This window comes from Ideonella sp. FW305-24, assembly GCF_058788035.1.
In genome coordinates this window covers 582,374-595,182 of sequence record NZ_JBYTAI010000001.1, presented here as the reverse complement: position 1 = coordinate 595,182, position 12,809 = coordinate 582,374, and the positions used below count along the sequence as shown (strand labels likewise).

Below are 12,809 nucleotides of genomic sequence, written 5' to 3'. Positions count from 1 at the left end.
CCGCCTTCATGCCGCCGGGTGCCACGGGCGCGCCATGGCGTCGCGCAGCACGCGTTCGAAGTGCAGCGGCGGTTTGGGCTTGAGCAGGCTGGCTTCGCGTGGCAGGTGCCAGTCGGCCAGGCGCGAGAGCCAGAAGCGCTGGGCTGCGGCGCGGCGCAGGCCGGGCAGCAGGCGCAGCTCGTTGCCGCTGGGCTGGCGCTCGGCGCTGTAGGCATGCAGCAGCGCTTCGGCGCGCGGCAGGTCCAGCTGGCCGCTGTCCAGGTCCACGCACCAGTCGTTCAGCACCACGGCCAGGTCGTAGACGAAGGTGTCGGTGCCGGCGAAGTAGAAGTCGAACACGCCGCTCAGGCGCTCACGGCCGGGCAGGCCGGCGAACAGCGCGTTGTCGCGGAACAGGTCGGCATGCACCGCGCCGCAGGGCAGTTCCTGGTAGGCGGCGGAGGCGTGCAGGTGGGCCTGGAAGGCCATTTCCTCGTCCAGCAGGCGGCCGGCGTCGGCGTCCAGGTAAGGCCGCACGACGGGCGCAGTGGCCTCGCGCCAGGCCAGGCCGCGCAGGTTGGGCTGGGCCAGCGGGAAGTCGGCCACCGCCAGGTGCATGCGCGCCAGCGTGGCACCGAGTTGCTCGCAGTGGTGCAGGTCCGGCGCGTCCAGGCTTTCGCCCTCCAGCCGGTTGACCAGCGCGGCAGGCTTGCCGGCCAGCGTGTGCACCAGTTCGCCCTGGGCATTGGCGCGCGGCTCCGGCACCGGCTGGCCGGCGCGCGCCAGGTGGCGCATCAGCTGCAGGTAGAACGGCAGCTGGTCATGGGCCAGGCGCTCGAACACCGTCAGCACCCACTCGCCTTCGGCCGTGGTGGCGAAGTAGTTGGTGTTCTCGATGCCGCTGGAAATCGGCTGCAGCGCCAGCACCGGGCCCAGGCCCAGTTGGGCGAGCAAGGCATTGGCCTGTTCGACAGAAACTTCGGTGTAGACCGCCATGTGGCTGGGTGCCCCGGAAGGATTGGAAGATGGGGAGTGAGACGGCGGGCGACGGCCGTTCTGCGGGGGACTGGGCGGAGGCCGGGGCCGGCCGTTCAGAAATCGAAGGGCAGGCTCAGCCAGACGCGCTGGCCGGCCTTGGGGTCCTGTGACGGCGGGCGGCTGTTGTCGCGCGGCACGATGTCGTAGGCCGGGAAGCTGCCGTGCTTGGGTTGCACTGTGATGCGCTGGGTCTGGCCGCGCACCCGCAGTTCCTCGATGCGAACCTCGTCGTCCTCCGTTACGCCGTGCAGGATCTGCGGTTCAGGCACCTTGCTGGTGGGCGCGGCGGCCTCTACGGGCGGCAGCGGCTTGAGCGCGGCGGCGCCGGTCAGTGGTGCGGGGGCGGCGGCCGGAGCGGCAGCCTGGGCCAGACAGCTTCCGGCGGCAAGCAGGCCGAGACACAGGGCGCAGAACTGCAGGCGCGGGCGGAATGAGGCGTTCATGTTCCTGATTTTACGGTCGCCAAGTGGCTGTCCGGCCATCCGGCTGGCGAATCGCCGCTGCGAGCACAATTGCAAGCCTTCACAGGCGCGCTGCGGCGCGTCTTGCGCCGCCTGAAAGCTTTCTGAATGAACGACAAGATCCTGTTGCTGGTCGACGGTTCCAGCTACCTCTACCGTGCCTACCACGCGCTGCCGGACCTGCGCGGCCCGGAAGGCGTGCCCACCGGCGCGCTGCACGGCATGGTGGCGATGATGAAGCGGCTGCGCGAGCAGGTCGGTGCCGAGCACGCCTGCTGCGTGTTCGACGCTTCCGGCCCGACCTTCCGCGACGAGTGGTACCCCGAATACAAGGCCCAGCGCGCGCCCATGCCCGACGACCTGCGCACCCAGATCGCACCGATCCACGAGGTGGTGCGACTGCTGGGCTGGCCGGTGCTGGAGGTGCCGGGCGTGGAGGCGGACGACGTGATCGGCACGCTCTCCTGTGCCGGGCACGCCACCGGGCACAAGGTCGTGATCTCCACCGGCGACAAGGACATGGCGCAGCTGGTGCGGCCGGGCGTGACGCTGATCAACACGATGAGCAACGAGTCGCTGGACGAGGCCGGCGTGCTGGCCAAGTTCGGCGTGCCGCCGGACCGCATCGTCGACTACCTGACGCTGATGGGCGACGCGGTGGACAACGTGCCCGGCGTCGAAAAGGTCGGCCCCAAGACGGCTGCCAAGTGGATCGCCGAGCACGGTTCGCTGGACGGCGTGATCGCCGCGGCGGCCAGCATCAAGGGCGTGGCCGGCGAGAACCTGCGCAAGGCGCTGGACTGGCTGCCCACCGGCCGCAAGCTGGTGACCATCCGCACCGATTGCGACCTGGCCAAGCACCTGGTCGACTACCCGAAGCTGGACGCGCTAGCGCTGCGCCCGATCGACGACGCCGGCCTGCTGGCCTTCTACCAGCGCTACGGCTTCCGCAGCTGGACCAAGGAGCTGGAAGGCAAGCTGGGCGTGGCGACCGATGACAGCGCGGGCAGCGCGCCTGCCGCTGCGCCAGCGGCCGCGGTGCCGCGCCCGGAGCGCCCGGTGCTGGCCCGCGAGTATGAAACCGTCAGCACGCTGGAGCGGCTGGAGGCATGGATCGCGCAGTTGCGCGCCGCGCCGCTGGCCGCCGTCGACACCGAGACCGATTCGCTGGACCCGGTGCGCGCCCGCATCATCGGCATCTCGTTTGCCATCGAGCCCGGCCGCGCGGCCTACGTGCCGACCGGCCACGACTACCCCGGTGCGCCTGACCAGCTGCCGCTGGAGACCGTGCTGGAACAGCTCAGGCCCTGGCTGGAAGACCCGGCGGCGGCCAAGGTGGGCCAGAACCTGAAGTACGACCTGCACGTGTTCAACAACCATGGCGTGGCGCTGCGCGGCATCGCGCATGACACGCTGCTGCAGAGCTACGTGCTGGAAGCCCACAAGCCGCACAGCCTGGAAAGCCTGGCCGACCGCCACCTGGACCGCAAGGGCCTGAGCTACGAGGACCTGTGCGGCAAGGGCGCGAACCAGATCCCGTTCTCGCAGGTGGACGTGGAACGCGCGACGACCTACAGCGGCGAAGACAGCGAGATGTGCCTGCAGGTGCACCAGGACCTGTGGCCGCAGCTGCAGGCCGAGCCAGGGCTGCTGAACGTCTACCAGCAGATCGAGATGCCGGTCAGCCTGATCCTGCAGCGCGTGGAGCGCCACGGCGTGCTGATCGACCCGCAGCGCTTGGCGGACCAGAGCCGCCAGCTGGCCGAACGCATGATCGCGCTGGAGCGCGAGGCCTACGAGATCGCCGGCCAGCCCTTCAACCTGGGTTCGCCCAAGCAGATCGGCGAGATCCTGTTCACCAAGCTGGGCCTGCCGGTCAAGAAGAAGACCGCCAGCGGCGCGCCTTCCACCGACGAAGAAGTGCTGCAGGAGCTTGCGGCCGACTACCCGCTGCCGGCCAAGCTGCTGGAGCACCGCAGCCTGTCCAAGCTCAAGGGCACCTACACCGACAAGCTGCCGCTGATGGTCAACCCGCAGACCGGCCGCGTGCACACCAACTACGCGCAGGCGGTGGCGGTCACCGGGCGCTTGTCGAGCAACGACCCGAATCTGCAGAACATTCCGATCCGCACCGCGGAAGGCCGTCGCGTGCGCGAGGCCTTCATCGCGCCGCCGGGCCACCGCATCGTCAGCGCCGACTATTCGCAGATCGAGTTGCGCATCATGGCCCACATCAGCGGCGACCCCGGCCTGACGCGCGCCTTCAGCGAAGGCATGGACGTGCACCGCGCCACCGCTTCGGAAGTCTTCGGTACCGAGCCGGGCGCGGTCACCAGCGAGCAGCGCCGCTATGCCAAGACCATCAACTTCGGGCTGATCTACGGCATGGGCGCGTTTGGCCTGGCGCAGAGCCTGGGCATCGACCAGAAGGCGGCGAAGAACTACATCGACCGCTACTTCGAGCGCTTTGCCGGCGTGAAGCGCTACATGGAGGAAACCAAGGAATCGGCCCGCCAGCTCGGCTATGTCGAAACCCTGTTCGGCCGCCGCATCTACCTGCCCGAGATCAATGGCGGCAACGGCCCTCGCAAGAGCGGCGCCGAGCGCCAGGCCATCAACGCGCCGATGCAGGGCACCGCGGCCGACCTGATCAAGCTGGCGATGATCGCGGTGCAGGGCGAGCTGGACCAGGAGCAGCGCGCCACGCGCATGGTGATGCAGGTGCACGACGAACTGGTTTTTGAGGTGCCTGAACATGAGCTGGACTGGGCCAAGGAAGCAGTGCCGCGCCTGATGGCCAGTGTTGCAGCCTTCAAGGTGCCTTTGATTGCCGAAGTTGGCGTCGGCGCCAATTGGGACGAGGCCCATTGAGAATGGCGCACCCGGCCTCGCGAGTACGCAAGGCCACCCGCCGGGCGTGTTGCGCAGCCGCCTTGAGGCGGCTCGGCGCCAGCTGCGTGGGGTGCGGTGTGGTCAAGTTTGGAGGACTGAAACGATGATGGACGCAGAAGAATTCAACGCCCGCGGCATGCGCACCTTGCCCGGCCACATGGGCATTCGCATCCTGGAGGTGGGCGAGCAGGTGAAGGCCGAGATGCCGGTGCGCCAGGAGGTGATGGCGCCGAACGGTTACCTGCACGCCGGCAGCATCGTCACGCTGGCAGACACCTGCTGCGGCTACGGCTGTGCGGCCAATTTGCCCAAGGGCGCGAAGGGCTTCACGACCATCGAGCTGAAGTCCAACCACCTGGGCACCGCGCTGGAAGGCATGATTGCCTGCACCGCGACCATGCTGCACGGCGGCCGCACCACGCAGGTCTGGGACGCGGTGGTCACGCACCGCGACACCGGCAAGACGATTGCGATGTTCCGCTGCACGCAGATGGTGCTGTACCCAGCGCCTGCAGCTTGAAGCCCACGTCACGGCGGCTTCATCTCGCGGTCATGCTTGCGTCACTGCGCCGGCCCAGCATGGGAAGCCATGCAGACCGCCTTCCTGCCCTCCGCGCCGGCCACGCCGGCAGCACCCCGGCCGCCTGACCTTGCTTCGCTGGCGCGTGCCACGCTGCTGTCAGACGAGCATGACGGTGCCGACGCGCCCTCGCCACGGCACCGCTTCCGCACCGTGTGGATCTCGGACGTGCACCTGGGCACCCCGGGCTGCCAGGCGCAGGCGCTGCTGGACTTCCTGCGTGTGACCGAGTGCGAGACGCTGTTCCTGGTTGGCGACATCGTCGACGGCTGGCAACTGCGCCGCAGCTGGTACTGGCCGCAGGCGCACAACGACGTGGTGCAGAAGCTGCTGCGCATGGCGCGCAAGGGCACGCGGGTCATCTACGTGCCGGGCAACCACGACGAGTTCGCCCGCAAGTACCTGGGCCACAGCTTTGGCGGCATTGAGGTGGTGGAAGACTGGGTGCACGTGACCGTTGACGGCCGCAAGTTGTGGGTCACTCACGGCGACCTGTTCGATGGCGTGATCCAGTGTGCCAAGTGGCTGGCCTACCTGGGCGACTCTGCCTACGAGTTCACGCTGAAGCTGAACCGCTACCTCAATCACTGGCGCGCCAAGCTGGGCCTGCCGTACTGGAGCCTGTCCAAGTACCTGAAGCTGAAGGTCAAGCGCGCGGTCAGCTACGTGGCGGACTTCGAGGGCGCGCTGGCCCGCGAGGCGCGCAAGCGCGGGGTGCAAGGCGTCGTCTGCGGCCACATCCACCATGCCGAGTTGCGCGACATCGACGGTATCCTCTACGCCAACGATGGCGACTGGGTCGAGAGCCTCAGCGCGCTGGTCGAGCACTTGGACGGCCAGCTGGCACTGGTCGACGGCGTGCAGCGTCCCGACTTCGCAGCGCCGGTTCCGGCGAGCCAGCCGGCGCTGGTGGCGGGCGCCTGATGGCGCCAGCTTCGCATTTGTGACAGCGTCACGGCGTCGTCACATAAAGTTCATAAACTGCCCGCATGAGTGCTGAGTCTGCCTTACGTGATGCTGCCCAACCGACCGAGACAGCGCCTGTCGTGCCTGCGCAAATGAGCACGCCGGCGGCACCGCTGGCCTCGCCGGCCGACGCAGCCCCCGGGCTGCCGCCGCTGCTGAACCGCGAGCAGGCCATCCTGGCCTTCAACCGCCGGGTGCTGGCCCAGGCCCAGCGCCCGGATGTGCCGCCGCTGGAGCGGCTGCGCTACGTGACCATCGTATCGTCCAACCTGGACGAATTCTTCGAGGTGCGTTTTGCCGACACGCTGGAGGCTGCCCGGGCCGCCGGCGGCGATGCCAGCCGTGACGACCTGGCCACGCTGGCCGCGCGAGCCCATGCATTGATCGACGAGCAGTACGCGCTGTTCAACACCAAGGTCATGCCGGCGCTGCGCCAGCACGGCATCGAGATCATCAACCACGCCGAACGCACGCCCGAGCAGCGCGAGTGGGTCTCGCGCTTCTACCAGCGCGAGCTGCGGCCGCTCTTGATGCCGGTGGGCCTGGACCCGACGCATCCGTTCCCGCAGGTGGCCAACAAGTCGCTGAACTTCATCGCCCGGCTGGGCGGGCGCGATGCTTTCGGCCGCGAGAGCACGATTGCCATCGTCAAGGTGCCGCGCGTGCTGCAGCGCGTGATCCGCCTGCCGGCGGAGGTTTGCGCGCCGGGCCAGCAAGGCTTTGTGATGCTTTCCAGCGTGATCCGGGCGCACCTGGAAGACCTTTTTCCCGGCCGCACCGTCGAGGCCTTCTCGCAGTTCCGCGTGACCCGCGATTCGGACCTGGAAGTCGACGAAGACGACACCGTCAACCTGCGCCAGGCCGTGCGCACCGGGCTGACCACGCGGCACTACGGCCAGGCCATCCGGCTGGAAGTGGTGAGCAGCTGCCCCGAGGAGCTGTGGCGCCTGTTGCTGGAGCAGTTCAAGCTGCCCGAGGCGGCGCTTTACCGCGTGGACGGCCCGGTCAACCTGGTACGGCTGAACCAGCTGATCGACCAGGCCGACGACGTGCCCGGCGTGCAGCTGCGTTTCCCGCCACACGAGCCGCGCTGGCCCTCGCGGCGGCTGCGCCGCGGCGAATCCATCCTCAGCGTGGTGCGAGAACACGACGTGTTGCTGCACCACCCGTTCGAAAGCTTCGACCCGGTGGTCGAGTTCCTGCGCGAAGCCGTGCTGGACCCGGACGTGCTGGTGATCCGCCAGACCATCTACCGCACCGGCGCGCAGTCGGTGCTGATGGACCTGCTGATCGAGGCGGCGCGGCGCGGCAAGGAAGTCACCGTGGTGGTGGAGCTGAAGGCGCGCTTCGACGAGGAGGCCAATGTCAACTGGGCCGACCGGCTGGAAGCGGTGGGCGTGCAGGTGGTCTACGGCATCGTCGGCCTGAAGACGCATGCCAAGCTGCTGCTGGTCACCCGCCGCGAGGCCAGCAAGCGCGGCGGCGTGAAGATGCGCCGCTATGTGCACCTGTCCACCGGCAACTACAACCCCAAGACGGCCAGGCTCTACACCGACCTGGGCTACCTGACGGCCGACCCGCGCATCACCGCCGATGCCGAGGCCGTGTTCCAGCAGATTGGCAGCCTGACCCGTCTGGGCCCGCCGCGCCAGCTGCTGACCGCGCCCTTCGTGCTGCACGACCGCCTGATGCGGCACATCGAGCAGGTCGGTGCAGCGTCGGCCGCCGGCTACGGTGGGCGCATCGTCGTCAAGTGCAATGCCTTGACCGACCCGGCGCTGATCCAGGCGCTGATGCGTGCCGGCCAGGCCGGTGCGCAGATCGACCTGATCGTGCGCGGCGCCTGCATGCTGCCGCCAGGCCTGCCGGGGCAGACCGACAACATCCGGGTGCGCTCGGTGGTCGGCCGCTTCCTGGAGCATTCGCGGGTGCTGTACTTCCGCTGGGGCGATGGCGACGAGGAAGAGGCGCTGTACCTGTCGAGTGCGGACTGGATGAGCCGCAACATGTTCCGCCGCATCGAGCTGGCCTGGCCGGTGCGGGACCCCAGGCTGCGCCAGCGCGTGATCGACGAATGCCTGGTGCCTTACCTGCACGACACCCGCGACGCCTGGCTGCAGCAACCCGATGGCAGCTACCAGCGCGTGTCCAGCGAAGGCATCAGCGTGCAGCAGGCCTTGATGCAGCTCTACTCCTCTCGCAGCACCGCCTGACACCCATGGACCTGATCCTCTGGCGCCACGCCGAAGCCGATGAAACCGCGGCCGAGCTGCCCGACCTGGAGCGGGCGTTGACCACCAAGGGCGAGCGCCATGCGCGGCGGGTGGGCGAGTGGCTGAACCGCTTCCTGCCGGAGCGCACGCGGGTGCTGGTCAGCCCGGCCAAGCGCACCCAGCAGACCGCGCATGCGCTGGGCCGGCGCTTCAAGACGGTCGAGACGCTGGGCCCGGACGGCACGGTCGAAGGCTTGCTGGCCGCCGCGCGCTGGCCGGATGCCAAGGAGCCTGTGCTGGTCGTCGGCCACCAGCCCACGCTGGGCCTGGCCGCGGCCTACCTGATGATCGGCCCGCGCATGGCGGCGGCGACCTTCAGGGCCGAGGACGGCAGCGAAGACCCGGCGATGCTGCCCTGGGCCGTGAAGAAGGGCGGCGTGTGGTGGCTGCGCTACCGGCCGCGCGAGGAGCGCGGCGAGGTGGTGCTGGTTGCTGTCCGCACCCCCGAGCAAATCTGATCAGGCTCAGCCAGGCAGCAACTCGAAGCTGGCCTCGGCGACGACCGCGCCGTTGACCTGCAGCTCGACCTTGTGCAGCCCCGGGTAGTAGCGCCGCGTGGTGATGGGCTTGAGGGCGTGGCTGCGCTGCAGCAGCAGCGTCTCGCCGGCCCCAAGTTCGCGCTGCCAGCCCTTGAAGACCTTGGCGCTGGTCCGGCCGTCGGCTTTCACGTGATGCACCAGGTAGTCGACCAGCAAGGTCTGGCGCTCGGCCGCGGTGCTGCGCAGCGTGGCACGCAGCTGCACCGCGCCGCCCAGCGTGATGCGGGCAGGTGAGATCGCCAGCGTCGCGTCGCCCACCAGCGCCTGCCCTTGGCCCCAGGCGGCCAGCACCCGCACGTCGGCTGACTTGATCAGGCTGCGGCTGGCATGGCGCAGCAGCGCGCGGCGTTCGGCCGGCGCGCCGGGCAGGTGGCTGCCCAGCCAGTCGGCAATCAGGGCCGGATGATCCTTGGCAATGTCGTTCAGGTGATTGGCCACGCTGCGGCGCACGTAGGCGCTGGGGTCGTCCTGCAGCCGGCCCAGCAGCGGCAGGCTGGGCGAAGGGTCACGCACCAGTGCCTGCAGTCGCAGGCCCCAGGGCAGGCGGGGGCGGCTGCCTTCGCTGCAGAGGCGGCGCACATGCTCGTTCGGGTCGTCCACCCAGCGTTGCAGCGTGGCGAAGACCGCCGCTTGGTGGTCACGCAGCAGCGGGCGGATGGCGAACTCGGCCGTGAAGCGCTGCGTGAGCGCGTGCAGCGCCTGCAGGCCGCGGTCCAGGTTCGCGGGATCGGCCGCCACGCGGCGTGTCACCCAGTCGCCCAGTGGCCAGACGATCCAGCCGGCCAGGCCTGCGCTGCTGGCGTCGCCGCTGCTGGAGGCGTCCGGGGACACGGCGGGCGCCAGCGCGCGCTCGACCATCTGGCAGGCGGCGTCGAAGTCGGCCGGCAAGGTGGCGTCCAGCGCGGCGGCGATCTGCATCGCCCTGGCCTTCAGTTCCAGCGCTTCCAGGCCGTCGCTGGCGAGTTGCGTGAAGCGGGCGCTGTCGAAGCGGCACTCGTGAAGCTTCAGGTGGTGGGCGGCGGCGGCAATGCTGCCGGTGTGCAGGCGGTGCTTGAGCAGTGGCGCGGCGGCCTTGGCCTCGGCGGCAGCCAGGAGGGAGGTGGAGGTGTCGACCATCGGGCGAGCATAGTTCAGCCTCCCGGCGCGCGAAGCGCGTGGGCGGGTGCCGCTCTGGCATCATGCCGGCCAAATCTCCCGCCCCACATGCCGTCTTCTCCCGACCCGAACGTCGCTGGCGAATCGCCGTTGCGTTCTTCCCAAACGCCCTGGTGGTCCCTTGGCATTGCTTTCCTGCTGATCCTGGCGGGCACGGCGTTGCAACTGCGGCCAGAGTTGAACCACGCGCTGTTCCGGCTGGGCAACCAGGCGGCCGGCAGGCCCGATGCGTGGACGGCCGGGATCTGGGCTGGCCTCAGCGTGGCGGGACTGGGCCTGAGCACGCTGATGGTGGTGATGGCGCTGGACCGGACCCGGCAGGCGGCGCTGGCCGCGGCGCTGTGGTGCATTCCGGTGGCCGCGCTGCTGACTCACCTGCCGAAGAACCTGGTGCGCTCGCCACGCCCGCCCAAGCTGTGGACGGCAGATCAGTTGTGGGTGATCGGCGAGCCCATCGTGCATTCACCGTCGATGCCGTCCGGCCATTCGCTCACCGCGTTTGCAATGGCCGCGCTGCTGGCCAGTGCGATGGGCTGGGCCCGCTGGCAGCAGGTGGCCGTGTTCGGCGTTGCGGCCCTGGTGGCGCTGTCGCGCGTGGCGGTTGGCGCCCATTGGCCGTCTGACGTGCTGGCCGGCGCCGGCCTGGGCCTGCTCAGCGGCCTGATCGCGCTGGCCTTGGCGCAGCGCAGCCCGCTGCAGCGCTGGCTGAACCTGCTGCGCGGCCGGCGGCTGCTGGCGGTGCTGGAATTGCTGCTGGCGGTGGCGATGCTGGTGCAGAAGACCGGCTACCCGATCGCCCAGCCGCTGCAGTGGACGCTGGCGCTGATGTCGCTGTGCAGCGCAGTCTCCCGCTGGCAGAGCGCGGACGCGCCGGCCGGCACCGATGCGCGCGCAGCCAGGCTGGTGCTGCCCTGCCTGCTGGCCGGGCTGGCGCTGGCGGTGCTGCTGCGCAATGCCAGCTGGCAGCCGGTGGCCGAGGCGCTGCGCGGCCTGCCGGCCTGGGCCTGGCTGGCCTTGTGCGCCGGGCTGTGGGGCAGCTACGCCCTGCGTGCCGAGCGCCTGCGCCGCGAATGGGGCAACTGGGGCCGCGCGAACCGGCCGGGCCAGCCCATGCTCACGCTGCACGACAGCGTGGACCTGTTCCTGGCCCACAACGCCGCCTTGCTGGTGCTGCCGATGCGTGCTGGCGAGGCTGGCTACCCGTGGCTGCTGAACCGCCGCTTCGGCATTCCGGTGGCCGACGCCTTGCGCAGCCTGGTGTGGCTGCGGCTGCAGGATGCCTGCGTGCTCGGCCTGCTGGGCCTGGCCTGCCTGTTGCCCGGCTCGCCGTGGCTAAGGCTGGGCGCGGTGGCAGGTGCCTTGTTGGTCTTGCTGGTGCTGCTGCCCCGGCTGTCGAACTGGCTGGGCGCCAAGCTGCCGCGCTGGCAGGCCTTGCAGGCTGGCCTGCTGGCGCACCGGGACGACAGGCTGGGCTGGCTGCTGTGCCTGGCCAACTGGTGCCTGAAGCTGCTGGTGCTGGGTGGCGGGCTGGCCTTGCTGGCGCCGCTGCCTTGGCTGGCGGGCGTGAGCGCCGCAGTGGCGGGCGAACTGGCGGTGGCCTTGCCGATCCAGGCGCCGGCCGGCGTGGGCAGTTACGAAGCGGCCATCTGGGCTGCGGGACAATGGCTGCAGGTGGCTGCCGAGCCGGCGCGCCTGACCAGTGCCGCGCTGGCGGTGCATGCGCTGAGCCTGGCCGTGGCCTTGCTGAGCTTTGCGCTGTACCGCGGCGTGGCCATGCTGCTGCCGCGGCGCACCTCTTTCAAGACCGATTTCGCGGCCGACGCCGCCAACGTCACTGCTTCCCAGCGGTCCGCAGACCGCCCCCTTCCATGACCGATTCGCCTGTTTCCAACGCCTACATCGGCGCCGCTCCCGCGCTGCCGGCCGACCCGGCGCCGCCGCACCGCCTGTCGGTGGTGGTGCCGATGTACAACGAGATCGATAACGTCAGGCCGCTGATCGACACGGTGCAGGCGGCGCTGCAGGCCTATCCGCACCCGTGGGAGCTGATCGTCGTGGACGACGGCAGCCGGGATGGCACGGGCGCCGCGCTGCAGCGCCATGCGGCCACGGTCGGCCCGCACATCCGCGTGCTGCGCCTGTTGCGCAACTTCCGCCAGACCGCGGCCATGCAGGCCGGCATCGACGCGGCGCGCGGCGACGTCATCGTGACCATGGACGGCGACCTGCAGAACGACCCGCGCGACATCCCTCGCATGGTGGCGCGGCTGCTGATCGAGAACATGGACATGGTGGCTGGCTGGCGCGAGAAGCGGCAGGATGGCTTTGCGCTGCGCCGGCTGCCGTCGATGATTGCCAACCGGCTGATCCGCAAGATCACCGGCATGCAGTTCAAGGACCTGGGCTGCAGCCTGAAGGCCTTCCGCACCTCGGTGCTGCGCGAGGTGCGGCTGTATGGCGAGATGCACCGCTTCATTCCGGCCTGGCTGGCCACCGTGACCACGCCGGACCGCATGACCGAGGAGCCGGTGAACCACCGTGCCCGCGAGCATGGCGAATCCAAGTACGGCCTGTCGCGCACCTTCCGCGTCATCGTCGATTTGCTGTCGGTCTACTTCTTCCTGAATTTCGGCGCGCGGCCGGGGCACTTCTTCGGCGCGGTCGGCCTGGCGGTGCTGGGCTTTGGCTCGGCGGTGCTGGGCTACCTGGGCATCCTGAAGCTGCTGGGTGAATCCATCGGCGGCCGGCCGCTGCTGTTCGTCGGCTTTTTCTGCGTGATGGGCGGGCTGCAGTTCCTGCTGACCGGCGTGCTGTCCGAGCTGCTGATCCGCATCTACTTCGACGGCAGCCATGCCCGCCAGTACCACCTGATGGCCACGCCGCCGGTGGCGGACGGCGAGGGCTGGCACGCATGATGGCTGCTGGC

The 12,809-nt window shown here is 69.6% G+C and carries 10 protein-coding genes; 7 read left to right on the top strand and 3 right to left on the bottom strand.

Features of this window, described 5'->3' with window-relative positions:
• Positions 1-6: 6 nt before the first annotated feature.
• Positions 7-975, bottom strand: coding sequence for a homoserine kinase (locus AC3WR5_RS02615; protein ID WP_492481621.1), 969 nt, complete (start codon positions 973-975; stop codon positions 7-9).
• 95 nt (positions 976-1,070) lie between these two features.
• A complete protein-coding gene (locus tag AC3WR5_RS02610; protein WP_492481619.1) occupies positions 1,071-1,460 on the bottom strand; it encodes a hypothetical protein in 390 nt (129 codons plus the stop codon).
• Positions 1,461-1,586: 126 nt separating this feature from the next.
• Here AC3WR5_RS02610 and polA point away from each other — a divergent pair, with 126 nt between their 5' ends.
• The 5 genes from polA (at position 1,587) to AC3WR5_RS02585 (ending at position 8,647) form a co-directional block, all read left to right on the top strand.
• A complete protein-coding gene (gene polA, locus AC3WR5_RS02605; protein WP_492481617.1) occupies positions 1,587-4,349 on the top strand; it encodes a DNA polymerase I in 2,763 nt (920 codons plus the stop codon).
• Positions 4,350-4,473: 124 nt separating this feature from the next.
• Positions 4,474-4,890 carry a PaaI family thioesterase gene (locus AC3WR5_RS02600; RefSeq protein ID WP_375140594.1) on the top strand — a complete coding sequence of 139 codons (417 nt, stop codon included), beginning with the start codon at positions 4,474-4,476 and terminating at the stop codon, positions 4,888-4,890.
• A 69-nt stretch (positions 4,891-4,959) separates the two neighbouring features.
• On the top strand, positions 4,960-5,874 hold the full coding sequence (locus AC3WR5_RS02595; protein ID WP_141288877.1) for a UDP-2,3-diacylglucosamine diphosphatase: 915 nt from the start codon (positions 4,960-4,962) through the stop codon (positions 5,872-5,874).
• Between the two features lie 65 nt (positions 5,875-5,939).
• Positions 5,940-8,129 (top strand): polyphosphate kinase 1, encoded by a 2,190-nt coding sequence (gene ppk1, locus AC3WR5_RS02590; RefSeq protein ID WP_375140593.1) that lies wholly within the window; start codon positions 5,940-5,942, stop codon positions 8,127-8,129.
• A gap of 5 nt (positions 8,130-8,134) precedes the next feature.
• Positions 8,135-8,647 carry a SixA phosphatase family protein gene (locus AC3WR5_RS02585; protein ID WP_141288876.1) on the top strand — a complete coding sequence of 171 codons (513 nt, stop codon included), beginning with the start codon at positions 8,135-8,137 and terminating at the stop codon, positions 8,645-8,647.
• A gap of 6 nt (positions 8,648-8,653) precedes the next feature.
• Here AC3WR5_RS02585 and AC3WR5_RS02580 read toward each other — a convergent pair whose 3' ends face one another.
• Positions 8,654-9,844: a DNA alkylation repair protein gene (locus AC3WR5_RS02580; RefSeq protein ID WP_231012237.1), complete on the bottom strand. Its 1,191-nt coding sequence runs from the start codon at positions 9,842-9,844 to the stop codon at positions 8,654-8,656.
• Between the two features lie 87 nt (positions 9,845-9,931).
• On the opposite strand from AC3WR5_RS02580, the gene AC3WR5_RS02575 reads away from it, so the two are divergent.
• Together AC3WR5_RS02575 and AC3WR5_RS02570 are read left to right on the top strand one after the other, a co-directional pair.
• Positions 9,932-11,755: a phosphatase PAP2 family protein gene (locus tag AC3WR5_RS02575; protein WP_492481613.1), complete on the top strand. Its 1,824-nt coding sequence runs from the start codon at positions 9,932-9,934 to the stop codon at positions 11,753-11,755.
• Positions 11,752-12,798: a glycosyltransferase family 2 protein gene (locus AC3WR5_RS02570; protein WP_231012241.1), complete on the top strand. Its 1,047-nt coding sequence runs from the start codon at positions 11,752-11,754 to the stop codon at positions 12,796-12,798. Before AC3WR5_RS02575 ends, AC3WR5_RS02570 begins: the two co-directional genes overlap by 4 nt.
• The last annotated feature ends 11 nt before the right edge of the window (positions 12,799-12,809 follow it).

Bases quoted from the DNA above. Each gene is read 5' to 3' on its own strand.
- AC3WR5_RS02575 (WP_492481613.1), top strand. From the start codon at position 9,932: ATGCCGTCTTCTCCCGACCCGAACGTCGCTGGCGAATCGCCGTTGCGT.
- AC3WR5_RS02585 (WP_141288876.1), top strand. From the start codon at position 8,135: ATGGACCTGATCCTCTGGCGCCACGCCGAAGCCGATGAAACCGCGGCC.
- polA (WP_492481617.1), top strand. From the start codon at position 1,587: ATGAACGACAAGATCCTGTTGCTGGTCGACGGTTCCAGCTACCTCTAC.
- AC3WR5_RS02580 (WP_231012237.1), bottom strand. From the start codon at position 9,844: ATGGTCGACACCTCCACCTCCCTCCTGGCTGCCGCCGAGGCCAAGGCC.
- AC3WR5_RS02570 (WP_231012241.1), top strand. From the start codon at position 11,752: ATGACCGATTCGCCTGTTTCCAACGCCTACATCGGCGCCGCTCCCGCG.
- AC3WR5_RS02610 (WP_492481619.1), bottom strand. From the start codon at position 1,460: ATGAACGCCTCATTCCGCCCGCGCCTGCAGTTCTGCGCCCTGTGTCTC.
- AC3WR5_RS02600 (WP_375140594.1), top strand. From the start codon at position 4,474: ATGATGGACGCAGAAGAATTCAACGCCCGCGGCATGCGCACCTTGCCC.
- ppk1 (WP_375140593.1), top strand. From the start codon at position 5,940: ATGAGTGCTGAGTCTGCCTTACGTGATGCTGCCCAACCGACCGAGACA.
- AC3WR5_RS02615 (WP_492481621.1), bottom strand. From the start codon at position 975: ATGGCGGTCTACACCGAAGTTTCTGTCGAACAGGCCAATGCCTTGCTC.
- AC3WR5_RS02595 (WP_141288877.1), top strand. From the start codon at position 4,960: ATGCAGACCGCCTTCCTGCCCTCCGCGCCGGCCACGCCGGCAGCACCC.